This window comes from Pseudomonas sp. HOU2, assembly GCF_040729435.1.
Classification (GTDB): Bacteria; Pseudomonadota; Gammaproteobacteria; order Pseudomonadales; family Pseudomonadaceae; genus Aquipseudomonas.
This window is the reverse complement of sequence record NZ_CP160398.1, coordinates 3,010,417-3,034,503: the sequence shown is the minus strand read 5'-3', so window position 1 is coordinate 3,034,503 and position 24,087 is coordinate 3,010,417. Positions and strand designations below refer to the sequence as shown.

Genomic DNA, 24,087 nt, shown 5'->3' with positions numbered 1-24,087 from the left:
GGCCACGCCGTTTCTGATTCAAGTCAAAGTGGATTTGGCTGAGCTGTTATTATCCGCCGTATCTATTCAGTACGGATTGATCCATGTCCTCTCGCGAAATCCGCATCGCCACCCGTAAAAGTGCGCTGGCCCTCTGGCAGGCCGAATACGTCAAAGCCCGTCTGGAAGCGGCCCACCCGGGCCTGCTGGTGACGCTGGTGCCCATGGTCAGTCGCGGCGACAAGCTGCTCGATTCGCCACTGTCGAAAATCGGCGGCAAGGGCCTGTTCGTCAAGGAACTGGAAACCGCGCTGCTGGAAAATGAAGCCGACATCGCCGTGCACTCGATGAAAGACGTGCCGATGGACTTCCCCGAAGGCCTTGGTCTGTTCTGCATTTGCGAACGCGAAGACCCGCGTGATGCCTTCGTTTCCAATACCTATCAAAGCCTGGATGCGCTGCCTGCCGGCGCCATCGTTGGCACTTCCAGCCTGCGGCGTCAGGCGCAACTGCTGACCCGTCGTCCTGATCTGGAAATCCGCTTCCTGCGCGGCAACGTCAATACTCGCCTGGCCAAACTCGATGCCGGCGAGTACGACGCGATCATCCTCGCGGCAGCCGGCCTGATCCGTCTCGGTTTCGAAGATCGCATCACCTCAGCCATCAGTGTTGACGACAGTCTGCCGGCCGGTGGCCAGGGCGCTGTCGGCATCGAATGCCGCAGCGCCGACACGCCAATCCACGCCTTGCTCGCACCGTTGCACCACGCCGACACTGCTTCGCGCGTGACCGCTGAACGTGCCCTCAACAAACACCTGAATGGTGGCTGCCAGGTGCCGATCGCCTGCTACGCCGTGCTTGAGGGTGAGCAGTTATGGTTGCGTGGTCTGGTGGGCGAGCCGAGCGGTGGCAAGCTGCTCAGCGCCGAAGCGCGTGCGCCGCGTGCCAATGCCGAAGCGTTGGGCGTGCAGGTCGCTGAAGCCTTGCTCGGTCAGGGTGCCGACGACATTCTCAAAGCGGTGTATGGCGAGGCAGGTCACGAGTGACTGGCTGGCGCCTGCTGCTGACGCGCCCTGCGGATGACTGCGCGGCGCTGGCCGCGGTGTTGGCCGGGCAGGGGATTTTCAGCAGTTGCCTGCCGCTTCTGGACATAGCGCCGCTGCCGGTCTCTGACAAGATACGTCAGGCGCTGGCGCAGCTGCCGGGTTGCAGCGCGGTCATTGTGGTCAGCAAATCGGCGGCGCGGATTGCGCTTGATCTGCTGGACGCTCATGGGCTTCGGTCGTTGTCGATGCCGTGGTTCAGCGTCGGTGCGGCGACCGCGCAGATTCTTCGCGATCACGGTCTCGACGTACACTTCCCCGCCGACGGCGATGACAGTGAAGCCCTGCTGCAATTGTCGCGTCTGCGCGAGGCGGTCACCGGGCCCGGCGCGCAGGTGCTGATCCTGCGTGGCGAGGGTGGTCGCGAGCTGCTCGCCGAGCGCCTGCGCGCGCTTGGTGCTAGTGTCGAGTATCTGGAGTTGTATCGGCGTGACCTGCCGGCTTACCCACCGCAAGAGCTGCCGCGGCGCATTGCTGCGGAACGCTTGAACGGGCTGGTGGTCAGCAGTGGACAGGGTTTCGAGCACCTGCGCCAGATGGCCGGCGATGCCTGGCCTGCGATTGCGCAGCTGCCGTTGTTTGTGCCAAGCCCAAGGGTCGCCGAGCTGGCACATGCCGCCGGGGCCCGAACAGTTGTGGATTGCCGCGGCGCGAGTGCCGCGGCTTTGCTGACGGCGTTACGGGAGCATCCCGTGCCCGTTCTCTAATGCAAAGGATGGATACGTGAGCGAAACAGCCTTGCCTAAAGATGATGTCCAGCCTGTGATTGATGCCCAGGTTGAAACTCCACCGCCGGCCAAAGAGCCGCGCCGAGGCAACGGACTGGCCATTGTCGCCCTGTTGCTCGGCGCTGCCGGCGTAGCGATCGGTGGCTGGGGTGTCTGGCAGGTGCGTCACCTGCAGAGCAACACTGCACAACAGTCAGGCCAGGTGCAGGCACTGAACGATCAGGCACAAAGCCTCAAGCTCAACGAACAGCGCCTGACCGAGCGCCTCGCGCAACTGCCTGGTGCCGATGAACTCGCCGAGCGTCAGCGTCTGGTGACGCAACTGCAGGGGGATCAGCAGCGCCTCAACCAGCGTCTGGAAACCGTTCTTGGCGCCAGTCGCAAGGACTGGCGTCTGGCCGAGGCCGAGCATCTGCTGCGTCTGGCGAGTCTGCGTCTTTCGGCCTTGCAGGACATCAGCAGCGCCCAGGCGCTGGTGCAGGGCGCCGACGAGATTCTGCGTGAACAAAACGACCCGGGTTCGTTCGCCGCCCGCGAGCAAGTGGCGAAAACCCTTGTCGCCCTGCGCAGCACCGAGCAGCCGGATCGCACCGGTCTGTTCCTGCGCATCGGTGCCTTGCGTGATCAGGTCATCGAACTGACCGAGCTGGCGCCGGAGTACAAGGATCGCGGCGAATCACTGCTGGGCCTGACCGCTGACGGCGATGGCGCCAGTCGTTGGGCGCAGTGGTGGGATCAGGTGTCGCGCTACATCCGCATCGATTTCAATGCCGACAAGAATGTGAAGCCACTGCTTGCCGGGCAAAGTCTGAGCCAGGTGCGTCTGGCCCTCAGCCTCGCGCTGGAGCAGGCGCAATGGGCGGCGCTCAATGGCCAGGCGCCGGTCTACACCCAGGCACTGACCGAGGCGCGGGACGTGCTCAAGGGCAATTTTAATCCGGATAATCCGCAGAGCAAAATCATGCTCGAACAGGTTGCCGAGCTGAGCCAGCAACCGGTCACGGTCAAGACCCCGGACCTGACTGGCACGCTGAGCGCGGTGCAGGCTTATCTGGAACGCCGCAACGTCAACGCTGAAGAATCGGTCAAACCGTTCGCCAAACCTGCCGCCAACACCGCGCAGGAGACCACGCCATGAAGCGCCTGTATGTGATCGTGTTTCTGGTGATCGCGGCGACAGCGGCGCTGGGCCTGGCGATTGCCGAGCATTCCGGTTACGTACTGGTTGCCTACAAGAGCTTTCGCTATGAATCGAGCCTGTGGGCGGCGCTGGCGCTGATCGCAGTGTTGTGGCTGCTGATCTGGGGCATCAAGGCCCTGGTCGAGCTGGTCATGGCCTCCAGTGGCGTGGTCAATCCGTGGTCGCGCCGTAACCGTAGCCGGCGGGTGCAGGTGGCCATCGAACACGGGCAGCTGGATCTGGCCGAGGGTCGCTGGGCCAGCGCGCAACGTCACCTGTCTCGCGCCGCCGAGGCCGAGCGCCAGCCGCTGTTGTATTACCTCGGCGCGGCACGCGCGGCGAACGAACAAGGCAAGTACGAAGAGTGCGATCAGTTGCTTGAACGTGCGCTGGAGCGCCAGCCGCAGGCCGAGTTGGCGATTGCCTTGAGTCATGCGCAGTTGCAGACCGATCGTGGTGACACCGATGGCGCCCTGGTGACCCTGCAAGCGATGCACGAGCGGCATCCGCATAACGTGCAGACTTTGCGACAGTTGCAGCGTCTGCATCAGCAGCGCGGCGACTGGTCGGCGGTGATTCGCCTGTTGCCGGAATTGCGCAAGGACAAGGCTTTGCCGCCAGCCGAACTGGCTGAACTGGAACGTCGTGCCTGGGGTAACAACCTGTCCCTGGCGGCGCATCGGGACGAGGATGGCAAGGTCGGTCTGCAGTCACTCACCCGTGCCTGGGAACAGCTGACTTCTGCGCAGCGTCAGGAGCCGGCGCTGGTGCTGGCATACGCCGAGCAACTGCGTCAGCTGGGTGCTCAGGTGGAAGCGGAGGAAGTCCTGCGCAGCGCCCTCAAACGCAAGTACGACAGCCATCTCGCGCGTCAGTATGGCCTGGTGCGCGGCAGTGATCCGGCGCGTCAGTTGCAGGCCGCTGAAGGCTGGCTTAAGGAGCATCCGGCGGATCCGAGCCTGTTGCTGACCCTCGGTCGGCTGTGTCTGCAAACCAGCTTGTGGGGCAAGGCACGGGATTATCTGGAAAGCAGTCTGCGCGTGCAGCGCAACCCGGAAGCCTGCGCCGAGTTGGCGCGTCTGCTTGCGCAGCTGGGTGACACCGAGCGCAGTAATCAGCTGTTCCAGGAAGGTCTCGGATTGCTGGATGAGCGTCTGCTGGCCGCGCCGTTGCCGGTGCCGGTTCACGCCTGATATCGCGAGGGAGCATGCTCCCTCGTCAACGTGCAGTGAGCGAAAAATTACCTGTGGCGGGCGTCTTGGGCAAAGTCCTACAACGGGATACACCTTTTCTTCTCGCGCCTGTCGGGTTTTCCCTACACTTCTGGTGAACTGTCGCCATGCACCTGCCTTGAAAGGCTGACAAGCTTTCCTCTACCGTAACTGCCTGTCTCCACTGTTACGGAAAAGCCATGTCGTTGGCCTGTTCACGCTCCTTGTTTTTCACGGCTTTCACTGCAGGGGCCATGGCCCTGGGAGCTTCCTATTATCTCGAATACGCGGTGGGGCTGACGCCCTGCAGCCTGTGCCTGGCCCAACGCTTCTTCATGGCGTTGCTGGCAGCCTGTTGCGGGCTGGCGGCGATCCATGGCCCACGGCGTGTCGGCCTGTCGCTCTATTGGGCTGCCGCGCTTGGCCTGAGCCTGGCTGGTACCACGGCGGCCTGGCGGCAGGTGCTGCTGCAGAGTGATCCGCTGGTGCAAATGACCCGCTGCGCGCCCGATTCCGAAGCGCTGTTCAGCAACCTGCCGTGGTTGTGTGCAACGATGCGGATGTTCAAGGGTGGTGTCGATTGCGCGGAAATTTCCTGGACGCTGTTCGATTTGAGCATCCCGGAATGGAGTCTGCTGTTCTTTGTGGCGATGTCGATCCTGGCGGTGTACCAATTGCTGCGTCTGGTCTGGAGCGCCCTGCAACGACCGCTCAGCGGCGAAGCGTCGCACCGGGTGCCGGTCGGGGATTAAACACTTGTATGAACTTTATCTCCTGCGTACCTTGAAGCCATAGGCGTGCGGGCATAATCTGGCCCGCACGTGTGATTGGATTTATGTTGCTCGATGACGCTCTGCCCGGTCGGCCTCCAAGCGATAAAAGCCAGAAGAGGGGCGCGGGTGTAGAGCAGCATGACCCACAAGGGAAGAGAGATCGCCATGCTCGAAAGTTGTCAGAATGCTCAGGAACGCTGGGGTGGAGTTCATCTGCTGATCGACCGCTGGTTGCAAGAGCGTGAAGATCTGATCGGTGCCTACGACAAGTTGGGTGACAAACCACAGGCTCTGTCCGAGAACCGTAAACCCTTGCTGGAATTCTGCGGCGTGCTGGTCGATTACGTCTCGGCCGGGCATTTCGAGATCTACGAACAGCTGACCGGTGAAGCCAAGGCCTTCAACGACAAGCGCGGTCTGGAACTCGCCGAAACCCTCTACCCGCGTATCGACGTCATCACCGAAAAACTCCTCGCGTTCAACGACCTTTGCGATGAAGGCAAATGCGTCGCCGAGAAGTTCAAGGAACTGGGTGGTCTGCTGCACGAACGCTTCGAACTGGAAGACTGCCTGATCGAAGTGCTGCACACGGCACACAAGCAGGAAGATCCGGTTCAGGCCTGATTGGTTTTCGAAAGCATAAAAAACGCGGTGCGCCGAAAGCGCACCGCGTTTTTTTATGCCGGCGAGTCGGCGTCGGTCAGCTCGTTGCGCCGCGCAACTCGACTTCAAATACCAGCGGGGTAAACGGTGCGATCAGATCTCCAGCCCCATCGGCGCCATAGGCCTGATCCGATGGAATCACCAGTCGCCACTTGGCACCCACCGGCATGTTCTGCAGTGCGGTGCGCCAACCGGCAATCACGCTGTCGAGGCTGAACCATTGCGGCACAGTGTTCTGATCGAACACTGTGCCGTCCGGCAGACGACCGACATACAGCACCTGGACTTTTCCATCGGGGCCGGCCTTGGCACCGGTGCCCGGTGTCAGCTCGGTCAGCAGGATGCCGTCGGCCAGTTCCTTCACGCCCGGCTTGGCTTTTTCGGCGGTGAGAAAACGCTGTTCGTTTTCCATCGCGGCATCGCTCGACGGTTGCGATGAGTGTTCGGCGTTCTGCGATTCATGATCGGCGAGGATCTGCTCGATCCGTGCTTCGCTCAGTGCCAGTGGCTTGCCTTGATAGGCCTGCTGCAAACCGTCGACCAGTGCTTGAATCTGCAGTTGCGGCACTTCTTGGCGCAAGCGTTCACCGAGGCTGGCGCCGAGGCTATAGGCCAGATCGTGAGCATCGTTCGCGGTGGTTTTTTCGTCGGCGTGGGCCACGGAAAAAATCATCCAGAGGGATAAAAAAAGGTAGCGCGACATGGGCACTCTCCGTCCTGAGATGCGGGCGATTATGCCAGCGCGAAGGTCTGCAACGGTGAACTGCTTTTGTCTTTGTGCAGAACATTTTCGCTGCGTTGCAACGCAACGGTTTCGTTACTGTCAAGATGACCTAGCGGCGGTAACTGCAGAGGTCTAGTATGAGCCGCACTCACGTCAGCCAGGAGGTAAACCATGTCGGCCACCAAGAAGCCTGTAAACACTCCGTTGCACTTACTCCAACAACTCTCGGGCAGCCTGCTCGAGCATTTGGAAAACGCTTGCTCCCAAGCCTTGGCTGATGCTGAAAAACTGCTCGCCAAACTGGAAAAGCAACGCGGCAAGGCGCAAGAAAAACTGCACAAATCCCGCACCAAACTGCAGGACGCAGCCACTGCCGGTAAAGCCAAGGCACAGAACAAGGCCAAGGCTGCCGTCAAGGAACTTGAAGACCTGCTCGATGCGTTGAAGGATCGTCAGTCCGACACTCGCGGCTACATTCTGCAACTCAAGCGCGATGCCCAGGAAAGCCTGAAACTGGCCCAGGGTGTCGGCCGGGTGCAAGAGGCCGCCGGCAAAGCGCTGTCCTCCCGCGCCGCTAAACCAGCAGCAGCGCCTGCGAAAAAAGCGGCAGCCAAACCTGCTGCGGCGAAAGCCCCGGCGAAAACCGCTGCGGCAAAACCGGCAGCCAAACCAGCAGCCAAGGCACCGGCTAAAACCGCCGCCAAACCTGCTGCAAAAACCGCAGTGAAAAAACCGGCTGCGGCGAGCGCTGCGAAACCGGCCGCACGTACTGCCGCTGCCAAACCTGCAGCGGCCAAACCGGCTGCCAAGCCAGCAGCAAAACCTGCTGCGCGCAAAGTCGCTCCGGCAAAAACCGCTGCTGCTAAACCAGCTGCCAAAGTAGCGGTAAAACCGGCTGCCAAACCTGCCGCGAAAACCGCCGCTGCAAAACCGGTAGCCAAGACTGCGGCCAAACCAGTCGCGGCAAAACCTGCTGCCAAGGTTGCTGCCAAACCAGCGGCCAAGCCTGCCGCTAAAACCGCTGCCAAACCTGCAGCAGCAAAACCTGCGACCGCTGCAGCCAAGCCTGCCGCCAAACCAGTAGCCGCAAAGCCAGCCGCAAAGCCAGCCGCCAAGCCAGCTGCCAAACCTGCCGCGAAAAAACCGGCCGTTGCCAAACCAGCTGCCGCCAAGCCGGCGACTGCACCTGCCGCCAAGCCAGCCGCTCCGGCGCCGGCCGCCGCCGCGCCTGCTCCAGCCGCTTCCACCTCGACCACCACGACTGCGCCAACGCCAGCCGCTGCGTCGAGCGTCAGCAACAACCCGACCAGCGCTTCCTAAGTGCCGGTTGCCGCGACGCGCAGCACTTGCAGCGCGTCGCGGTTCGGGCTGGCGGCCGATCCCGTCAGACTCTCCAGCCACTCCCCCGACGCTGATGCGTCATCGCGCGGCCAATCCTGCGCAACCTGTTCCAGTTGCCACAGCAGATGCCGTTCGGCTTCCAGCTCCAGCGCTTTCATTTGTTCTCGCAGGCCCTTGAGTACCGGATCGTCTTCGGCCAGGGTTTTCCATTGAGTGCGTAACGCACGCAGTGGCTGCACCACCTCCCGATCCCAAGGCCCCACCAGCTTTTTCAGCTGCTCTACGCGCTGTTCGTTACAGGCAGTGCCCCGTTGCTCAAGCCACAAACCACATAGCAGCAGGCAGACATTGGCCCCCGCCGTTTGCAGTTGCAGGCAGGCAGGCTCCACGCCAGGTCGGGCGTAGATGGCAAGGGAAAAGCTCCACAGGTCAGAGGACATCGTGCTACTCGCGCCAGTTGTGAGCGAAGCTGGTAGACTCCGCCGCCATTATGATCCGACTTCAGAACCTGACTTTACAGCGTGGCCCGCAACGTCTGCTAGAAGACGCCGAGCTGACCCTGCACGCCGGCCACAAAGCCGGCCTCATCGGTGCCAACGGCGCCGGCAAATCCAGCCTGTTCGCCTTGCTGCGTGGCGAGTTGCACCCGGACTCGGGCGATTGCCTGCTGCCGGCTGACTGGCGGATCGCGCACATGCGCCAGGAGGTCGACACGCTCGAGCGCCTGGCGGTCGACTATGTGCTCGATGGCGACCTGCGTCTGCGCGAGGTGCAACGTGATCTCGCGGTGGCCGAGGCGGCCCACGATGGCACGGCTCTGGCCCGTTTGCACGCCGAACTCGACAGCGCCGACGGTTATACCGCCGATGCGCGGGCGCGCAAGTTGCTCGCCGGCCTGGGTTTCACCAATGAGCAGATGGATCGTCAGGTAGGCGATTTCTCCGGTGGCTGGCGAATGCGTCTGAATTTGGCGCAGGCCTTGATGTGTCCGTCGGACCTGTTGCTGCTCGACGAACCGACCAACCACCTGGATCTCGACGCGATCATCTGGCTCGAAGAGTGGCTGAAAAGCTACCCGGGCACCCTGCTGCTGATTTCCCACGACCGCGACTTCCTCGATGAAGTGGTCGATCACGTGGCGCATGTCGATCAGCGCAAACTGACCCTGTACCGTGGCGGCTACACCGCGTTCGAACGTGCCCGTGCCGAACGTCTGGCCCAGCAGCAACAGGCCTACGAGAAGCAGCAGGCGCAACGTGCGCACATGGAAAGCTACATCGCCCGCTTCAAGGCCCAGGCCACCAAGGCCCGTCAGGCACAGAGCCGGATCAAGGCCCTGGAACGCATGGAAGAGCTGTCGGCGGCCCACGTCGATTCGCCGTTCGACTTCGTCTTCCGCGAGTCGACCAAGATCTCCAGCCCGCTGATCGACCTGTCCGATGCACGTCTGGGGTATGGCGATAAAACCATCCTGGAGAAGGTCAAGCTGCAACTGACCCCGGGTGCGCGAATCGGTCTGCTCGGGCCGAACGGTGCCGGTAAATCGACCCTGATCAAGAACCTCGCCGGTGAGCTCGAGCCGCTGGCCGGGCGTCTGACCCGTGGCGAGAACACGGTGGTTGGCTACTTCGCCCAGCATCAGCTTGACTCGCTGGATGCCAAGGCCAGCCCGCTGCTGCACCTGCAGCGTCTGGCACCGACCGAACGTGAACAAACGCTGCGTGACTTCCTCGGTGGTTTCGACTTCCGTGGCGCGCGTATCGACGAACCGGTGCTGAATTTCTCCGGTGGCGAGAAAGCGCGTCTGGCGCTGGCGTTGATCGCCTGGGAACGGCCGAACCTGTTGCTGCTCGACGAACCGACCAACCACCTCGACCTGGAAATGCGCCTGGCGCTGACCATGGCGCTGCAGGAGTTCAGCGGCGCGGTACTGGTGGTGTCTCACGATCGGCACTTGCTCAAGAGCACCACCGACAACTTCTACCTGGTCGCGGACGGCAAGGTCGAAGAGTTCGATGGCGACCTCGAAGACTACGCGCGCTGGCTGGTGGAATACCGTCAGCGCAACGCCCCGGTCAGCAACACCCCGGTCAACCCGGACAAGACCGACAAGAAGGCCCAGCGGCAGGCCGCTGCTGCGCTGCGTCAGCAACTGGCACCGCACAAGCGTGAAGCCGACAAGCTCGAAGCCGAACTGGGCAAGCTCCACGAAAAACTCGCCAAGGTCGACGCCAGCCTCGCTGACAGCGACATCTACGAGCCGGCGCGCAAGAACGAGTTGCGCGATCTACTGGCCGAGCAAGCCAAATTGAAGGTGCGCGAAGCCGAGCTGGAAGAGGCGTGGATGGAGGCACTCGAAACGCTGGAAAGCATGCAGGCGGAGCTGGAGGCGTTGTCCTGATGGATGCGTTTCAGTGGCCGCTGCCGGCGGTGTGGGTCGAGCCGATCTGGCTCGGTGTGCAGATTCTGCTGATCCTGCTGGCCGGTTATTTCGCTCAGCGTGTCGTCGCTCGATTCCTCACCCGCCTGGGTGAGCGCTATCCGTTTCCGCCGCAGCTGTTGATGCCGCTGCGTGGCGTATTGCGCTGGCTGATCATGGGCAGCGCGGTGATCTTTGTGCTGGAGCGGCTAGGCGTGTCGGCCACGGTGTTGTGGACGGCGCTGTCGGGGTTCGTCGCGGTGGCGGCGGTGGCGTTCTTCGCCATGTGGAGTGTGCTGTCGAACCTGCTTTGCGCGATTCTGATCTTCACCGTCGGCCCGTTCCGTCTCGGCGATGTGGTGGAGCTGGTGGATACCACCGACAAGCCCGGCGTCAAAGGCCGGGTGGTGGCGATCAATCTGCTTTACACCACGTTGATCGAAGCCGAGGAGCTGGGGACTGGCAGCGCCATGGTGCAGGTGCCGAACAGTTTGTTCTTTCAGCGTTCGGTGCGGCGTTGGCGCGGGAGTGATGTGTTTCCTTCCAGCGGGTTCGAGAAGTAGATTTTCCAAGCAAGATCAAAAGATCGCAGCCTGCGGCAGCTCCTACATTGAAATGCGATCCCTGTGGGAGCTGCCGCAGGCTCGGGCCGCGATCGGACGATCTTTTGCTTTTAGGCCCAAACCGCATTAGCTTTGACGTCTGTCACGATTCAGAGTCGAGGTGTGCGATGGAGCTTCAAACATGGCTGGCATTCTTTGCCGCCTGCTGGGTGATCAGTCTGTCCCCGGGCGCCGGCGCCATTGCGTCGATGTCCAGCGGTCTGCAATACGGTTTCTGGCGCGGTTACTGGAACGCCCTCGGCCTGCAGATCGGCCTGGCAGTGCAGATTGCGATCGTTGGCGCCGGTGTTGGCGCGATCCTCACCGCCTCGGCCACCGCGTTCTATGCGATCAAATGGTTTGGCGTGGCCTATCTGGTCTATCTGGCGATCAAGCAGTGGCGTGCGTTGCCCATGGACATGAGCGACGACGCGGCGGTACGGCCGATCGGCAAGCCGCTGGCGCTGGTGTTCCGTGGCTTTCTGGTGAACATCAGCAACCCCAAGGCACTGGTGTTCATGCTCGCGGTGCTGCCGCAGTTCATCAATCCGCACGCACCGCTGCTGATGCAGTACCTGGTGATCGGCGTGACCATGATCTGCGTTGATCTGATCGTCATGGCCGGCTACACCGGACTGGCGTCCAAGGTGCTGCGCCTGTTGCGTACGCCGAAGCAGCAGAAACGCATGAACCGCACATTTGCCGGGCTGTTCATCGGTGCGGCGGCGTTCATGGCGACGTTGCGTAAAGCGGTGGTGTAAAACCCGCAGGCAATAAAAAGGCGACCTGATGAGGTCGCCTTTTTTATCCGCCAAGACTTTGGAGTGACGCTCAATTGTGGCGAGGGAGCTTGCTCCCGCTTGAGTGCGCAGCGCTCACAAGCTTTTGGGTCTGCTTCGCAGCCCAGCGGGAGCAAGCTCCCTCGCCACAGAACGCGTTCAGCCAAGAGTCAGTGCAAAATCACCGGCGCGGTATCACGCGGCAGATTGTTGCGCTGCTGCGCCTCACGCGGCTGCTCGTAACCGCCGCCACCGAGCTGCATGCTCAGTTGTCCGGCCACGTCCTCACCCAGCGCTTTTGACACTTCACGCACCACCCGAGGGCGGTTCAGCGAGATCTTGATGTCGCGGCCGTTCACCAGTTTGGTGTCCTGCGCTTCGCCCATCGCCGTGAAGGCCGAAGTGATCTCGTAGGTCTTGGTGTTGATCAGGCTGAAATCCGCCACCAGCGTCAGGCCCAAAACCGCCGAATAGCTGTCGGTGTGCGCCAGCTCGTTCATGTCCTGGGTGAAGTCGATGTCCGACACGGTGCCGAACAGCACATAGTCGGCACCCTTGAAGTTGCCGGCCTTGATCCGCTTGATCACGTCATAGACGTCACCCTTGGACGACGCGGTGTAGGGCGTGCCCTGCACCAGCTGGAACATCCCGGTGCGCAGAATCTCACCCTTGATGTCGCCGGTGAATTTACGCAGTTCACCCTGTTCGATGTAGCTGGTGGTCGCTTCCAGCTCGTTGTAGTTCGAGGAACCACTGGAGCTGTAGTAACCCTCGCGGTAATTGTTCTGCGCCGAAACGATGTGGATGTATTGCTCCACACGCTCCTGATACGCCAGATCCGTCACCGCGACTTTCGGGGCCGCTTGCACGCTGAACGCGCAAGCCAGGGCCATCATGCCAATCCATGCGCGCATCAATTAACGCTCCGTGGTTTTGCGGATCTCTTTTTCGTCCATCCATTCGGCCAGACCGCTTTCGACGTCGATCAGTTGCAGGCTGAATTTATAGAAGACGTCCTTGTAATCGCTGCTGCGCTTGACGATCGAGCTGATCGAACCTTCCAGACGGTACTTGGCGGCGATCATGTTGCCGGTCTTGGCCACAGTGCTCTTCTTGTACAGGCCGCTCTGGTTCTGCAGCTTGAGCTGGTCGACCTGGCTCTGCATCGCGGTGTTGTCGCTGGCGAAGCGGGCGGTGCCGGACTTCATCAACTGAGTCTTGATGCTGGTGGTGATTTCGCGGGTATCGATGTACTCGCTGGTCTTGTTCTTCACGTCGTAAACCTGCACCACCGGGCGGCCCTGCAGAATGCCGGACTGGGCCAGCGAGCGAGTCATCGATTCGGCGATCATTTGCAGGTCGGTCGAGCCGAATTCGTTGGTCACGGTTTCAACCGCTTTGGTGTCGCCGTAGCTGATGTTCTTGCTACCCAGGGTCGGCGAGGTGTTGGCGCAACCGGAAGCCAGCAGGGCGAGGACAGCGATCAGGGAAAAGCGTGCAAACATGGGAATGCTCTCTAAAACAGGAAAAGGGTGGCGGACTTAAGGTGTCTTCAGTTCGAGACGGAAATCCACGGCTTTCGGGGTCGGGGCGATGCCCTGGATAAAGCTGGTCTGGGCGCCGTACATCATCTGGCTCTTCCAGACCTCTTCCTCGGCGATCGGGAAACCTTCCGCACCGAGCCAGGCGAAGCGGTAGTAGAACGTCTTGTTGCTGTTGAGGGTGTTGGTCAACTGCACATTGACGGTCATGAAGCTGTTCTCACGGGCGACGCGCATGGCGCCGACCGCAATGTGTTTCTGCGGGCCCATGGCCACGACCTTGCTCGCGGCGCTGCCCGGCTCCGGTGGTGGCGGGGTGGCGCAGCCGCTGGCCAGCACGGCGAGAGCGGCAACGGCGAAGAGTTTGAAGCGCATGCAAAGACTCCGTTCTTAAGGTTGTTTGAGGCTGGCGACGTTAGTCGCGCCGGCGCTCGGGATGACATGGGCGGCGACGCCACCGGCAAACACTTGATTGCCCACGGCACGCAGGCTGATCACTTGATAACGCTGATCGACGGTGACCTTGACCAGCGAACCGCCGACGGCGCTCGGCAGACTGACTTGGTGCTCGCCTTTCTTCAAGCGCAGACGCACCACCTGGGTGTTGTCCGGCAGGGTGCGCCACGTACGGGTATCGGCACCTTCCAGCACAGCTGAAGAAATACCCACGGCGAGGCCGGCCAGCGGGTTGGTTTCGTTGATCTTCTTCTGCGCCACGCCTTTGGTGATTGCGCGCACGGTGGTGCGCACAATGATCCCCGGCATGTCATCGCGCAGGGCGCGGCGCGACATGGCGGTGGTGCTGTTGAGGGCGGTCAGGTTGACTTGCTGGCCATCGACGCCAATCTGCGCGAACGGCGCAGTGGAGGTGTCAGGCTTGATGATCGGGAACGACAGTGGAGTGATCACCACATTGTTGGAGATCGGCAATGGCAGCGGCACGCGGATCGAATCACGCGAGGGTGCCAGACCGCTTTGCACCACGATCAGGATGTCGCTGTCGTCGGACTTGCTCGGCTTGTCGAGGTTGACCAGCGCCTGTTCCAGCAGCGGGGTGTTCGGACGCAGTTCGGCCGCCTTGCGGTAGCCCGGTGCAGCCAGGTCTTTCTCGCCCAGGGCTTCGTAGACGAAACCGGCCAGGTAATGGCTGAACGCACTCTGGTAGCTGTTTTTCAGGCCGACCACTTCCGGCGCGTCGAGGCTGGCGACCGGGTAGCCCTGCAGATCCTTGTACTGGGTCTTGATCCCTTCTTTCTCGGCCTCTTCCTCGCTCTTGAGGTATTCCTTGTCGCGCAGGTCAGCGATCACCGCTTCACGTTCGTGAGTTTTCTTGATCGCGGTGCGGGCGCCGTCGAAGTCGTTGACGGCCAGCAGGTTGAGGGCCATCTGCGTGGTCAGCATGACTTTTTCGTAGTCGTAGCCTTCGTAGCGACGCACCTTGTCGTTGACCAGGAAGCTGCCGAACTGCGCCAGGTATTTACCGGTATCGAGCTTGACCGAATCTTCCCACTGGCCAACCACCTGATCAGCGCTGGTCCAGGCATTCTGGCTGCCGGACAGGTCGCCCTTGGCGCGCAGCAACTCACCTTTCTCGAAGTAATAGAGCAGGTCTTTGTCGGGGCCGGTGTTGTTCTTTTCCAGCAGGATCAGCGCGGCGTCGACGTTGCCGGATGCCAGTTGCTGGTTGGTCTGGGCCAGTTCCGAATCGTAGTTGCGAAACGCCGAACAGCCGGACAGCAGGGTGACAGCGCTGAGCGCGATCAAGGTGGGAGTGCGCAATGCCATGGGGGTACTTCTTCCCTGAGCTAGTAACTGCATCAGCCGCCGGTGCTGGTCGGGCTGGTGTGACCCATCGACAGTGGCGCTGGCCTCCTGCCAATTCCTCATAACCAGAGGAGCTTTTATGCCGCGTCGCGATAGCGCGGGCGCGGCATTATAAGCAGGCGATGCTGGCCATGTAATAGCTTTTTAATCGCACTTGTTAGTTTGGTGCCATTACTTATTTCAGAGCGGATACGCGACTTCCCAGCGACGTTGCGGATTGAAATGCGCTGCCGTTCGCGTAAATCCGCTCGCCCAGCACGCGCAGGCCGATCATCTGGCGCTTCTGGTCGATGCGGATGTTCAGTGGAGCGCCTGACGTGTTCGGCAGGCTGATCTGGTGTTCGCCCTTTTTCAGACGCAGGCGCACGACCTGTGTCAGGTTGGGCAGGGTGCGCCAGGTGCGGGTGTCGGCCTGCTCGAAACCATCCCACTGGGTGACGTACGAGGCCTTGGACGGATTGCGGCGATTGTCGGTACCTTGAACGTCCGCCGCGAGGAACGCCCGGTAGGTGGTGCGCTGGATAATCCCGGGCATGTCGTCACGCAGTGTGCGCAAAGACATATCGGTGATGCTGTTGACCGCGATCAGCTTTTTCTCGCGACCGTCGATGCGGACCTGATTGAACGGCGCGGTGGAGTTATCCGGCACCATCACCGGGAAGGAAATGTTGGCGACGATCACCTGGCCGTCCTTGAGTTGCACCGGATACGGTACCCGCACCGAACTGCGGGCCGGCGCCAGCCCACTTTGCACGATGATCAGCACATCGCTTTCGTCGGCCTTGAGTCCGGGGCTGTCGAGGTCGCGCAATGCCTGTTGGAAAAACGGCAGGTCCGGGCGCAGTTCGATGGCCTGACGATAACCGGGCGCCGCCAGGTCTTTTTCGCCGAGCGCCTCATAGGTGAAGCCGGCGAGATAGTGACTGAAGGCGCTCTGGTAACCGTTTTTCAGGGCGATCACTGCCGGGGATTCGAACATCACCACCGGATAACCCTGCAGATCCTTGTAGTGCACGCGCGCGCCCTGGGCCTTGGCGGCTTCCTCGACCTTTTCGTATTCCAGTTCCCGTTGCCGGGCGATCAACGCTTCGCGTTCGTGGGTTTTTTTGATGTCGGCACGGGCGCCGTCGAAGTCATTCACCGCCAACTGGTTGAGAGCCATTTGCGTGGTCAGCATGACTTTTTCATAGTCGTAGCCATCGTAGCGCCGCAGCTTGTCATTGATGATGCTGCCCCATTGGTTGCCCATCGCCGCGAGCAACTTGTCGCCGGTGGTCTCGATCGTGTCCTGACGTTCGATGATCATCTGCTCGGCGCTGCGCCAGGTTGTCTGGCTCTGCGGCAGCGCGCCGCCAGCGCTGAGTACGGCGCCTTTTTCGAAGTAGTAGAGCAGGTCTTTTTCCGGGTCCGGGTTGTGCGCTTCGATCAGCGTCAGAGCACCGTCGATGTTGCCGGCCTTGAACTGGTCAGTGGTCTGTTGCAGTTCCAGGTCGTAATTGCGATATGCACCACAGCCGTTGAGTTGCAAAACGGCGGCAATCAACAGCGGCAGCAGCAAGCGATGGCGCATGAAGAGGTTCATCCTTGAGCGGGTAATACGGCAGGTGGCGCATTATAGGGGGCGATAGTGGCTAAGTGATGCGTCATTTTTCGTCGTCAATCGCACCCGTCGAGTGTGGACTGACCGGTGGGATGAGCGACGGGATTGAGCTAGCCTTGCCGGCCTGAGACTTAACCCACTGCGGAACATCAATGAATCAACTGCTGGCAATGCGCGCGTTTCGTTGCATCGTCGAGTGTCGCGGGTTCAGCGCCGCCGCCGAGCGCCTCGACACCACTCACTCGACCATCTCCCGGCAGTTGCAGCAGCTGGAAAGCGAGCTGGGCACGCGGCTGATCAATCGCAACACTCGTGGGTTCAGCCTGACCACGGCGGGGCAGCAGTATTATGCGGCGTGTGTGGACATTCTCGAACGCCTCGATCAGGCCGCGCTGGCGGTGGGTCAGGCGCATGAGCGCCCCAGCGGTGTGCTGCGAATCAGCGCGCCGATGGTCATCGGCACGCTGGAGCTGGCAAGCTGGCTGCCGGCGTTTCAGCAGCGCTATCCCGAGATCGAGGTGGACCTGTCCTGCGATGACCGTTTCGTCGATCTGATCGCCGAGGGCTTCGATGTGGCGCTGCGCATCTGCGGTCCATTGGCCGATTCGTCCATGGTGGCGCGGTTGCTGACCGTTTCGGATTTGCTGCTGGTGGCTTCGCCTGTGTATGTGGCGCGTAATGGTCTGGTGCGACAGGTGCGCGAACTCGCCGAGCAGCAGTTGCTGGCGTTTGCCGGTGGCAGTGACTGGGTGCTGACCGACGCGCGCGGGCTCGCCACCAGCGTGCGCGTGCAGGGGCGGTTCAAGGCCGATTCGATCAGTTCGCTGCACGCCGCCGCGTTGGCCGGAGTCGGCATTGCCGCGTTCACCCGAGCCACCGTGCAGGACGATCTGCTCAGTGGCCGACTGGTGCAGATCCTGCCTAACTACAGCCTCGGCCAGCGTCACTATTACGCGCTCTATCCGCATGCCCGGCATGTGGCGCTGAAGGTGCAGGTGTTCGTCGAGTTCATGCTTGAGCACTACCGCAACACCGCCACAGCGTTGCGCTAAAACGCCACGAGACGTCGACAAAGCTTGAGTGACAGGCGTTCGAAGTGAACAATATGTAACTTCGCATTTCCATTTGAGACTCATTCATGACTGCCGCGTCCCGATTCCTGGCCTGGCTGGTGTTCCCTCTGTGCGCCCTGAGCAGCTTCAACCTGCTGGCCGACACCGTGGAGGGCGCCCCGCAGGCGCTGCACCTGCTCGATTACATCAGCGCCGATTACCCGCCGACAGTCGAGGCGGGCAAGGTCGTCGATGACGGCGAATACCGTGAGCAACTGGAGTTCACCCAGGTGCTGCAAGGGCTGATCGCAGGTCTGCCGGCCAAACCGGAGAAGGCTGCGCTGGAGCAGGGCGTCGAAGCGTTGCACGCGGCCATCAGCGCGAAGCAGGAGGGTTCCGAAGTCGCCCGTCAGGCCCGGCAGCTGGGGGCGAAACTGGCGGTGGCGTATGAAGTCAGCCAGGCGCCGATCATCACTCCCGATCCGACCCGGGGCGCGCCGCTGTACGCGCAGAACTGTTCGGTCTGTCATGGCGACACCGGTGTCGGCGACGGTCCGGCAGGCCTCGGCATGACGCCACCACCGGCCAATCTGCGCGATGCCGCACGCATCGATCATCTGAGCCTGTACGCGATCTACAGCACCCTCGGCCAGGGCGTCGAAGGCACCGACATGCCGGCCTTCGCCGATCAACTGGACGACCGTCAGCGTTGGGATCTGGCGACCTACATCGCCGGTTTCAGTGCCGACCCGGCCTCAGCAAAGTCCGACAAGACCTTCAATATCGCCGATCTGGCGCGCCAGACGCCGGCCGAAGTGCAGGCCGCCGAAGGCCCGCAGGTCGCCGCAAGCTTCCGTGCCCAACGCGCGCAGCCGCCGCAGGTGAAGCGCGGCCCGGCGCAGTTGCTCGATTACACCGCCGCCACGCTGGACAAGAGCCTGGCGGCGTATCGTGCCGGTGATCACGATCAGGCCTATGACCTGTCGGTGGCGGCGTATCTGGAAGGTTTCGAACTGGTCGAAAGCTCGCTGGATAACGTCGACGCCAACGTGCGCAAGGACACCGAAAAATCGCTGATGGCCTACCGTCAGTCGTTGCAGGACGGCTTGCCGGTGGAGCAGGCCGAACAGCGTCTGGACGTAGCCAAGGGCAAGTTGAAAGAGTCTGCCGAACTGCTCGGCAGCGATGGCCTGAGCTGGTCACTGAGCTTTATCTCCGGCCTGCTGATTCTGCTGCGCGAAGGCCTCGAAGCGATTCTGGTGCTGGCGGCGATCCTCGCGTTTCTGCGTAATACCGGCCAGCAGTCGGCGGTGCGCAGCGTCAACATCGGTTGGGGTCTGGCGCTGCTCGCCGGTCTTGGCACCTGGGCGCTGGCGGCGTATGTGATCGACGTCAGCGGCTCGCAGCGTGAACTGCTCGAGGGCGCCACGGCGCTGTTCGCCAGTGTCATGGTGCTGTGGCTCGGCGTGTGGATGCACGACCGGCGCCACGCGGCGGCCTGGCAGGATTACATCAAGCAGAGTCTGGTGGGCGGCGGCGGGCGTTTCGGCTTCGCGATCCTCGCGTTCTTCTCGGTGTACCGCGAGCTGTTCGAAGTGATCCTGTTCTACGAAACCCTGTGGCTGCAGGCCGGCCCCGCCGGGCATGACGCGGTGCTGGCCGGTGGTGCGACCGCACTGGTGCTGCTGATCGGTCTGGCCTGGGTGATCCTGCGTGGCTCGGCGAAACTGCCGCTGGCGCTGTTTTTCAGCATCAACGCCGGGCTGCTCTGTGCCTTGTCGGTGGTGTTTGCCGGGCACGGCGTGAAAGCGCTGCAGGAAGCGGGGATCTTCGGCACGCGACCGGTGGCGTTCTTCGAGTTTGACTGGCTTGGAATTCATGCCGATGCGTATTCGTTGACGGCGCAAGCGGTGGCGATTCTGGCGATTGTTGTGCTGTACGGGCGGAGTCGGATCGCGGAGAAGAAGCGGGTCACTGCTTAACAGCATTCGCTGCGCTCACATTCGCGGGCAAGCCACGCTCCCACAGGTTTAGCGTTAACCTTGTGGGAGCGGGCTTGCCCGCGATGCTTTTAAGAAAAGGAAAAAATCATGCGTGTATGGATCGATGCCGATGCCTGCCCTCGGGCGGCCAAGGATCTGGTGGTGAAGTTCGCCCTCAAGCGCCGGTTCGAAGTAGTGCTGGTGGCCGGGCAGCCGCAGACCAAGCCGGGGCTGGCCATCGTCAAACTGATCGTGGTGCCCAGCGGCCCGGATGCGGCGGACGATTATCTGGTCGAGCGCGCGGTGCCCGGAGAGCTGGTGATCTGCAGCGATATTCCGCTGGCCGATCGCCTGGTGAAGAAGGGCGTGGCAGCGCTGGACCCACGGGGCAAGGAATTCGATGCGCAGAACATGGGTGAGCGGCTGGCGGTGCGCAATCTGTTCACCGACCTGCGTGAACAGGGTCAGATCAGCGGCGGCCCGGCGCCGTTCGGCGAACGCGAGAAGCAGGCGTTTGCCAATGCGCTGGACCGGATCCTCACGCGCCTTACCCGCAAACCCTGATTCAACCGTATACCTGTGGTGAGGGGATTTATCCCCGATGGCCTGCGCAGCAGGTCCAGTGCTTCAAGATGCAAGGGGCTGCTGCGCAGCCATCGGGGATAAATCCCCTCACCACAAAAACCCTTCAGAAAGGTCGTGTCAGGCGTCGTTCTCGTGGGTCAGTTCCAGAACGCGGTCAACCAGTTTGTTGATCCCCGAAGCCGCCTCACTGATGTTCTGCGCCAGCATGTAAGCCGGGGTGGTCACCAGTTTGCGCGCCTTGTCTTCGATGATGTCGCTCACCGCGCAGTCTTCGTGGGTGGCGCCCATCTTGTTCATCGCAGTGGCGGTATCGGCGTCATTGCCGATGGTGCAGGTCACGCCCGGGCCGTAGATTTTCGCTGCCAGCGCCGGCGAGATGCACATCAGCCCCACCGGTTTGCCCGCTTCAGCGAACGCTTCCGCCAAGGCCAGCACTTCAGGCTGCACGGTGCAGCCGGCGCCTTCGACGGCGAAGTTCGAGAGGTTCTTCGCCGCACCGAAACCGCCGGGCACGATCAGTGCGTCGAAGTCATCGACGTTGGCTTCGCGGATGTCCTTGATATTGCCACGGGCAATGCGCGCCGACTCCACCAGCACGTTGCGCGTCTCGGGCATTTCTTCACCGGTCAGGTGATTGATCACATGCAATTGCGCGATGTTCGGCGCGAAGCACTGTACCTGCGCGCCGCGTTGATCGAGACGCAACAGGGTAATGACACTCTCGTGGATCTCGGCGCCGTCATACACGCCGCTGCCGGACAGGATCACTGCAACTTTTTTGCTCATGGGTTTCTCTCCAGATTCATGGCGCTAAATGTCCACTAATTTGTCGCGCGTTGCCATAGGGGGAAAGGGCGGCTACACCTAGGATCTGTCCATAGAATCCGACCGGGGCGCGCCATGGACTTCATTCTGTACGCAGTGCCATTTTTCTTCGTGCTGATCGCCGCCGAACTGCTCGCCGATCGCTGGCGCGGGGTCAGTCACTATCGCCTCGCCGACTCGGTCAACAGCCTCAGCGCCGGGGTGTTGTCGACCACTACCGGACTGCTGACTAAAAGCGTCGGACTGCTGACGTATGCGTTTGCCCTGGAACATCTGTCGCTGCTCAGGCTGCCGGCGAACGGCCTCTGGGTCTGGGTGTTGGCCTTCATCTTCTATGACTTCTGCTATTACTGGCTGCACCGCTTGGGGCACGAGCGCAACATCCTCTGGGCCGCGCACTCGGTGCATCACCAGAGCGAGGAGTACAACCTCTCCACGGCGTTGCGCCAGACCAGTACCGGGTTTCTGCTGGGCTGGATCTTCTATTTGCCGATGGCCGTGCTCGGCGTGCCGCTGCTGGTGTTCGTCAGTGTCGCGGCGATGAATCTGCTGTATCAGTTTTGGGTTCACACCCGGCACATTCCCAAGCTCGGCTGGTTCGAGTGGTTCTTCGTTACGCCATCCAATCATCGTGCCCACCATGCGCAGAACGCTCTCTACATGGATCGCAACTACGGCGGGGTGTTCATTCTTTGGGATCGGCTGTTCGGTACGTTTCAGGAAGAAGACGACAACGAGCCAGTGATATTCGGTGTGACCACGCCGCTGGCGAGCTGGAATCCGCTGTGGGCCAATGTGCAGTTTTATGCGCAGTTGTGGGACGACGCGCGCCGCGCCGAACGCCCGTGGGACAAGCTGCGAATCTGGTTCATGCGCACCGGTTGGCGCCCGGCAGACGTCGCGGCGAAGTACCCGCTGAACAAGCCGGACCTGAGCCGCTTCCGCAAATTCGAAGTCCCGCTCGACAGCCGCCGCCAGTGGTATGTGGCGTTGCAGTTCTGCGTCTATATCGCGCTGGGCAGTTACCTGATGGGTCAGGCGCAGCATTTGCCAGTCGCAGCGTTGGTGCTGGGTTGGGGCGCGGTGGCGTGGGGTTTGTTTGCGCTGGGCGTGGCCCTGGAGAATCGCCCGTGGGCGTTGACGGTCGAGCTGCTGCGGCTGGGGTCGAACCTGCCGCTGGTGTGGCTGGCGCCGCTGGTGGGGCTATGGCCGGCCAGCCCGTTGGCCTGGGCTGGTTTGCTCGGTTACAGCCTGCTCAGCGGCATCGGGCTGTATGGCTGTCGCCAGCGCGTTACTCGGCTGGCGTCTTAGGTTCGGCGGGTTTGGTTTGCTCCGCTTGAAGCAGGTGCGCCGCTTTTGCGGCTTGCTCGTCGGCATAGACCTGCTTGGCCAGGCGCGCATTCTTGAAGCGGCGGCGCAGCCACAGACCAACGCCTAGAATCAGCAGCGCACCGAGCACCCACAGCTCGTACTTCTTGATGCTGCCGAGCATGCCCTCGAGGACCGCGCCGAAGTGGTAGGCGGCGGCCGCCAGCGCGGTGGCCCAGATTGCGGCGCCGATGCCGTTGAGCAGCAGATAACGTCCCGGCGGATAACCCGACAGGCCGATCGCCACCGGCATCACCGTGCGCAGGCCATAAACGAAGCGGAAGCTCAGGACCCAGATGTCCGGGTGCTTGCGGATGTGCTCCAGCGCGCGGTCGCCCATCATCTGCCAGCGCGGTTTGCGCGCGAGCAATTTGCGCCCGTGCTTGCGCCCCAGGAAGTACCACAGCTGATCGCCGGCATAGCTGCCGAAGAACGCCACGACCACCACCAGGTTGATGTCCATGTATCCACGGAACGCGAGGAAGCCTGCGAGCACCAGGATGGTTTCGCCTTCGAAGAACGTGCCGAGGAACAAGGCAAAGTAGCCAAAGTCATGCAGAAATTGTTGGAGCATTGTCTGGGTGCTGGCGAAATGAACGCGCAGCCTAACCCTTCGGACACATTCATGAAAGTGTCCAAATGTGTCTCGACGTGAACAATTCCTACGCTAACAATGGAATGCGGCTACATGTCACGGGGTACGCACAACTGTAATCTGTTGGTCATAATGGCCGTCTATAACTGTCACGCTCGCCCGTTTGCGCGGGCTCAGGAGTCCGCCGTGAGCTTTACCCCTGCCAATCGTCTGTTCCCCGCCACTCGCTTGCGTCGCAACCGTCGTGATGATTTTTCGCGTCGGCTGGTGCGGGAAAATGTGCTGACGGTCGATGACCTGATCCTGCCGGTGTTCGTGCTTGAGGGTGAAAACCGTCGCGAAGCCGTGGCCTCGATGCCCGGTGTCGAACGCCTGACCATCGACCTGCTGCTTGAAGAAGCGGCGCAATGGGTCGAATTGGGGATTCCGGCGTTGGCGCTGTTCCCGGTCACGCCTGTCGAATTGAAATCCCTTGATGCTGCCGAAGCCTGGAACCCCGAGGGCATTGCCCAGCGCGCCACTCGCGCCTTGCGTGAGCGTTTCCCGGAATTGGGCGTGATCACTGACGTCGCCCTCGATCCGTTCACCACCCACGGTCAGGACGGCATTCTCGATGAAGAAGGCTATGTGCAGAACGACATCACCGTCGACGCACTGGTCAAGCAGGCACTGTCCCACGCTGAAGCCGGTGCTCAGGTCGTGGCGCCGTCGGACATGATGGACGGGCGTATCCAGGCGATCCGCGAAGCACTGGAGATTGCCGGCCACGTCAACGTGCGGATCATGGCCTATTCGGCCAAGTACGCCAGCGCCTATTACGGGCCGTTCCGCGATGCGGTGGGGTCGGCGGCGAATCTGGGCAAGGCCAACAAGGCCTCTTATCAGATGGACCCGGCCAACAGCGACGAAGCGCTGCACGAAGTCGGCGCGGACTTGTCTGAAGGCGCGGACATGGTCATGGTCAAACCCGGCATGCCGTACCTGGACATTCTTTTCCGGGTAAAAGATGCCTTCAAAGTGCCGACCTTCGTCTATCAGGTTAGCGGCGAATACGCCATGCACATGGCGGCGATCCAGAATGGCTGGTTGAGCGAGGCGGTAATTCTTGAATCACTGACCGCCTTTAAACGTGCCGGCGCTGATGGCATCCTGACTTACTTTGCTGTCCGTGCCGCTCAATTGTTACGAGAGCAGAAATAGCCCTCCCAGGAAC

The 24,087-nt window shown here is 61.7% G+C and carries 24 protein-coding genes; 15 read left to right on the top strand and 9 right to left on the bottom strand.

Features of this window, described 5'->3' with window-relative positions; translation table 11 throughout:
- Positions 1-83 precede the first annotated feature (83 nt).
- From hemC to ABV589_RS13695, 6 genes are all read left to right on the top strand, one after another.
- Positions 84-1,025 carry a hydroxymethylbilane synthase gene (gene hemC, locus ABV589_RS13720; RefSeq protein WP_367082003.1) on the top strand — a complete coding sequence of 314 codons (942 nt, stop codon included), beginning with the start codon at positions 84-86 and terminating at the stop codon, positions 1,023-1,025.
- Positions 1,022-1,789 (top strand): uroporphyrinogen-III synthase, encoded by a 768-nt coding sequence (locus ABV589_RS13715; protein ID WP_367082002.1) that lies wholly within the window; start codon positions 1,022-1,024, stop codon positions 1,787-1,789. The genes hemC and ABV589_RS13715 overlap by 4 nt, the downstream gene beginning before the upstream one ends.
- Before the next feature lie 16 nt (positions 1,790-1,805).
- Positions 1,806-2,948 (top strand): uroporphyrinogen-III C-methyltransferase, encoded by a 1,143-nt coding sequence (locus ABV589_RS13710; protein WP_346649947.1) that lies wholly within the window; start codon positions 1,806-1,808, stop codon positions 2,946-2,948.
- Positions 2,945-4,183 (top strand): heme biosynthesis protein HemY, encoded by a 1,239-nt coding sequence (locus tag ABV589_RS13705; protein WP_367082001.1) that lies wholly within the window; start codon positions 2,945-2,947, stop codon positions 4,181-4,183. Before ABV589_RS13710 ends, ABV589_RS13705 begins: the two co-directional genes overlap by 4 nt.
- A gap of 218 nt (positions 4,184-4,401) precedes the next feature.
- Entirely contained in the window at positions 4,402-4,953 is a 552-nt protein-coding gene (locus tag ABV589_RS13700) for a disulfide bond formation protein B (protein WP_367082000.1), read from the top strand.
- A gap of 186 nt (positions 4,954-5,139) precedes the next feature.
- Positions 5,140-5,598 (top strand): Rsd/AlgQ family anti-sigma factor, encoded by a 459-nt coding sequence (locus ABV589_RS13695; protein ID WP_007964519.1) that lies wholly within the window; start codon positions 5,140-5,142, stop codon positions 5,596-5,598.
- A gap of 76 nt (positions 5,599-5,674) precedes the next feature.
- Here ABV589_RS13695 and ABV589_RS13690 read toward each other — a convergent pair whose 3' ends face one another.
- Positions 5,675-6,340, bottom strand: coding sequence for an FKBP-type peptidyl-prolyl cis-trans isomerase (locus ABV589_RS13690; protein WP_367081999.1), 666 nt, complete (start codon positions 6,338-6,340; stop codon positions 5,675-5,677).
- 192 nt (positions 6,341-6,532) lie between these two features.
- On the opposite strand from ABV589_RS13690, the gene ABV589_RS13685 reads away from it, so the two are divergent.
- Entirely contained in the window at positions 6,533-7,681 is a 1,149-nt protein-coding gene (locus ABV589_RS13685; protein WP_367081997.1) for an AlgP family protein, read from the top strand.
- On the opposite strand, the gene ABV589_RS13680 is transcribed toward ABV589_RS13685, so the two are convergent.
- Positions 7,678-8,142, bottom strand: a complete 465-nt coding sequence (locus ABV589_RS13680) for a TIGR02444 family protein (protein WP_367081996.1) — start codon at positions 8,140-8,142, stop codon at positions 7,678-7,680. The two genes, ABV589_RS13685 and ABV589_RS13680, sit on opposite strands and share 4 nt — an antisense overlap.
- A 50-nt stretch (positions 8,143-8,192) precedes the next feature.
- Here ABV589_RS13680 and ABV589_RS13675 point away from each other — a divergent pair, with 50 nt between their 5' ends.
- The 3 genes from ABV589_RS13675 to rhtB all read left to right on the top strand — a co-directional run bounded on the left by ABV589_RS13675 (position 8,193) and on the right by rhtB (position 11,484).
- Positions 8,193-10,103, top strand: a complete 1,911-nt coding sequence (locus tag ABV589_RS13675) for an ATP-binding cassette domain-containing protein (RefSeq protein WP_367081994.1) — start codon at positions 8,193-8,195, stop codon at positions 10,101-10,103.
- The gene (locus tag ABV589_RS13670; protein WP_367081993.1) at positions 10,103-10,684 is read left to right on the top strand and encodes a mechanosensitive ion channel family protein; all 582 of its coding nucleotides are present in this window, start codon (positions 10,103-10,105) and stop codon (positions 10,682-10,684) included. Before ABV589_RS13675 ends, ABV589_RS13670 begins: the two co-directional genes overlap by 1 nt.
- A 167-nt stretch (positions 10,685-10,851) precedes the next feature.
- Positions 10,852-11,484 (top strand): homoserine/homoserine lactone efflux protein, encoded by a 633-nt coding sequence (gene rhtB, locus ABV589_RS13665; RefSeq protein ID WP_007968471.1) that lies wholly within the window; start codon positions 10,852-10,854, stop codon positions 11,482-11,484.
- 188 nt (positions 11,485-11,672) lie between these two features.
- On the opposite strand, the gene ABV589_RS13660 is transcribed toward rhtB, so the two are convergent.
- The 5 genes from ABV589_RS13660 to ABV589_RS13640 form a co-directional block, all read right to left on the bottom strand.
- Positions 11,673-12,416 carry a hypothetical protein gene (locus tag ABV589_RS13660; RefSeq protein WP_027610462.1) on the bottom strand — a complete coding sequence of 248 codons (744 nt, stop codon included), beginning with the start codon at positions 12,414-12,416 and terminating at the stop codon, positions 11,673-11,675.
- Between the two features lie 3 nt (positions 12,417-12,419).
- Positions 12,420-13,007 carry a penicillin-binding protein activator LpoB gene (gene lpoB / locus ABV589_RS13655; protein WP_003229365.1) on the bottom strand — a complete coding sequence of 196 codons (588 nt, stop codon included), beginning with the start codon at positions 13,005-13,007 and terminating at the stop codon, positions 12,420-12,422.
- Positions 13,008-13,043: 36 nt separating this feature from the next.
- A complete protein-coding gene (locus tag ABV589_RS13650; protein ID WP_367086161.1) occupies positions 13,044-13,418 on the bottom strand; it encodes a YcfL family protein in 375 nt (124 codons plus the stop codon).
- 15 nt (positions 13,419-13,433) lie between these two features.
- Positions 13,434-14,828, bottom strand: coding sequence for a hypothetical protein (locus ABV589_RS13645; RefSeq protein ID WP_367086160.1), 1,395 nt, complete (start codon positions 14,826-14,828; stop codon positions 13,434-13,436).
- Positions 14,829-15,042: 214 nt separating this feature from the next.
- Positions 15,043-16,437: a hypothetical protein gene (locus ABV589_RS13640; protein ID WP_367086159.1), complete on the bottom strand. Its 1,395-nt coding sequence runs from the start codon at positions 16,435-16,437 to the stop codon at positions 15,043-15,045.
- Between the two features lie 182 nt (positions 16,438-16,619).
- On the opposite strand from ABV589_RS13640, the gene ABV589_RS13635 reads away from it, so the two are divergent.
- The 3 genes from ABV589_RS13635 to ABV589_RS13625 all read left to right on the top strand — a co-directional run bounded on the left by ABV589_RS13635 (position 16,620) and on the right by ABV589_RS13625 (position 20,065).
- Positions 16,620-17,519: a LysR family transcriptional regulator gene (locus tag ABV589_RS13635; RefSeq protein WP_367086158.1), complete on the top strand. Its 900-nt coding sequence runs from the start codon at positions 16,620-16,622 to the stop codon at positions 17,517-17,519.
- Positions 17,520-17,605: 86 nt separating this feature from the next.
- Positions 17,606-19,501, top strand: a complete 1,896-nt coding sequence (locus ABV589_RS13630) for an FTR1 family protein (protein ID WP_367086157.1) — start codon at positions 17,606-17,608, stop codon at positions 19,499-19,501.
- A gap of 108 nt (positions 19,502-19,609) precedes the next feature.
- Positions 19,610-20,065 carry a YaiI/YqxD family protein gene (locus ABV589_RS13625; protein WP_367086156.1) on the top strand — a complete coding sequence of 152 codons (456 nt, stop codon included), beginning with the start codon at positions 19,610-19,612 and terminating at the stop codon, positions 20,063-20,065.
- A gap of 138 nt (positions 20,066-20,203) precedes the next feature.
- On the opposite strand, the gene elbB is transcribed toward ABV589_RS13625, so the two are convergent.
- Positions 20,204-20,872 carry an isoprenoid biosynthesis glyoxalase ElbB gene (gene elbB, locus ABV589_RS13620; RefSeq protein ID WP_367086155.1) on the bottom strand — a complete coding sequence of 223 codons (669 nt, stop codon included), beginning with the start codon at positions 20,870-20,872 and terminating at the stop codon, positions 20,204-20,206.
- A gap of 114 nt (positions 20,873-20,986) precedes the next feature.
- Between elbB and ABV589_RS13615 the strand changes: the two genes are divergently transcribed.
- Positions 20,987-22,222 (top strand): sterol desaturase family protein, encoded by a 1,236-nt coding sequence (locus ABV589_RS13615; RefSeq protein WP_367086154.1) that lies wholly within the window; start codon positions 20,987-20,989, stop codon positions 22,220-22,222.
- On the opposite strand, the gene ABV589_RS13610 is transcribed toward ABV589_RS13615, so the two are convergent.
- Positions 22,203-22,853, bottom strand: a complete 651-nt coding sequence (locus tag ABV589_RS13610) for a DedA family protein (protein ID WP_007968447.1) — start codon at positions 22,851-22,853, stop codon at positions 22,203-22,205. The genes ABV589_RS13615 and ABV589_RS13610 overlap by 20 nt on opposite strands.
- A 207-nt stretch (positions 22,854-23,060) precedes the next feature.
- On the opposite strand from ABV589_RS13610, the gene hemB reads away from it, so the two are divergent.
- Positions 23,061-24,074 carry a porphobilinogen synthase gene (gene hemB, locus ABV589_RS13605; protein WP_367086153.1) on the top strand — a complete coding sequence of 338 codons (1,014 nt, stop codon included), beginning with the start codon at positions 23,061-23,063 and terminating at the stop codon, positions 24,072-24,074.
- The last annotated feature ends 13 nt before the right edge of the window (positions 24,075-24,087 follow it).

Excerpts from the sequence above, each read along its gene's own strand:
- ABV589_RS13695 (WP_007964519.1), top strand. The coding sequence starts at position 5,140 with ATGCTCGAAAGTTGTCAGAATGCTCAGGAACGCTGGGGTGGAGTTCAT.
- ABV589_RS13680 (WP_367081996.1), bottom strand. The coding sequence starts at position 8,142 with ATGTCCTCTGACCTGTGGAGCTTTTCCCTTGCCATCTACGCCCGACCT.
- ABV589_RS13630 (WP_367086157.1), top strand. The coding sequence starts at position 17,606 with ATGACTGCCGCGTCCCGATTCCTGGCCTGGCTGGTGTTCCCTCTGTGC.
- ABV589_RS13650 (WP_367086161.1), bottom strand. The coding sequence starts at position 13,418 with ATGCGCTTCAAACTCTTCGCCGTTGCCGCTCTCGCCGTGCTGGCCAGC.
- ABV589_RS13625 (WP_367086156.1), top strand. The coding sequence starts at position 19,610 with ATGCGTGTATGGATCGATGCCGATGCCTGCCCTCGGGCGGCCAAGGAT.
- hemC (WP_367082003.1), top strand. The coding sequence starts at position 84 with ATGTCCTCTCGCGAAATCCGCATCGCCACCCGTAAAAGTGCGCTGGCC.
- ABV589_RS13610 (WP_007968447.1), bottom strand. The coding sequence starts at position 22,853 with ATGCTCCAACAATTTCTGCATGACTTTGGCTACTTTGCCTTGTTCCTC.
- lpoB (WP_003229365.1), bottom strand. The coding sequence starts at position 13,007 with ATGTTTGCACGCTTTTCCCTGATCGCTGTCCTCGCCCTGCTGGCTTCC.
- ABV589_RS13640 (WP_367086159.1), bottom strand. The coding sequence starts at position 16,437 with ATGCGCCATCGCTTGCTGCTGCCGCTGTTGATTGCCGCCGTTTTGCAA.
- ABV589_RS13700 (WP_367082000.1), top strand. The coding sequence starts at position 4,402 with ATGTCGTTGGCCTGTTCACGCTCCTTGTTTTTCACGGCTTTCACTGCA.
- rhtB (WP_007968471.1), top strand. The coding sequence starts at position 10,852 with ATGGAGCTTCAAACATGGCTGGCATTCTTTGCCGCCTGCTGGGTGATC.
- ABV589_RS13660 (WP_027610462.1), bottom strand. The coding sequence starts at position 12,416 with ATGCGCGCATGGATTGGCATGATGGCCCTGGCTTGCGCGTTCAGCGTG.
- ABV589_RS13635 (WP_367086158.1), top strand. The coding sequence starts at position 16,620 with ATGAATCAACTGCTGGCAATGCGCGCGTTTCGTTGCATCGTCGAGTGT.
- ABV589_RS13645 (WP_367086160.1), bottom strand. The coding sequence starts at position 14,828 with ATGGCATTGCGCACTCCCACCTTGATCGCGCTCAGCGCTGTCACCCTG.
- ABV589_RS13705 (WP_367082001.1), top strand. The coding sequence starts at position 2,945 with ATGAAGCGCCTGTATGTGATCGTGTTTCTGGTGATCGCGGCGACAGCG.
- ABV589_RS13675 (WP_367081994.1), top strand. The coding sequence starts at position 8,193 with ATGATCCGACTTCAGAACCTGACTTTACAGCGTGGCCCGCAACGTCTG.
- elbB (WP_367086155.1), bottom strand. The coding sequence starts at position 20,872 with ATGAGCAAAAAAGTTGCAGTGATCCTGTCCGGCAGCGGCGTGTATGAC.
- ABV589_RS13690 (WP_367081999.1), bottom strand. The coding sequence starts at position 6,340 with ATGTCGCGCTACCTTTTTTTATCCCTCTGGATGATTTTTTCCGTGGCC.
- ABV589_RS13615 (WP_367086154.1), top strand. The coding sequence starts at position 20,987 with ATGGACTTCATTCTGTACGCAGTGCCATTTTTCTTCGTGCTGATCGCC.
- ABV589_RS13685 (WP_367081997.1), top strand. The coding sequence starts at position 6,533 with ATGTCGGCCACCAAGAAGCCTGTAAACACTCCGTTGCACTTACTCCAA.
- ABV589_RS13670 (WP_367081993.1), top strand. The coding sequence starts at position 10,103 with ATGGATGCGTTTCAGTGGCCGCTGCCGGCGGTGTGGGTCGAGCCGATC.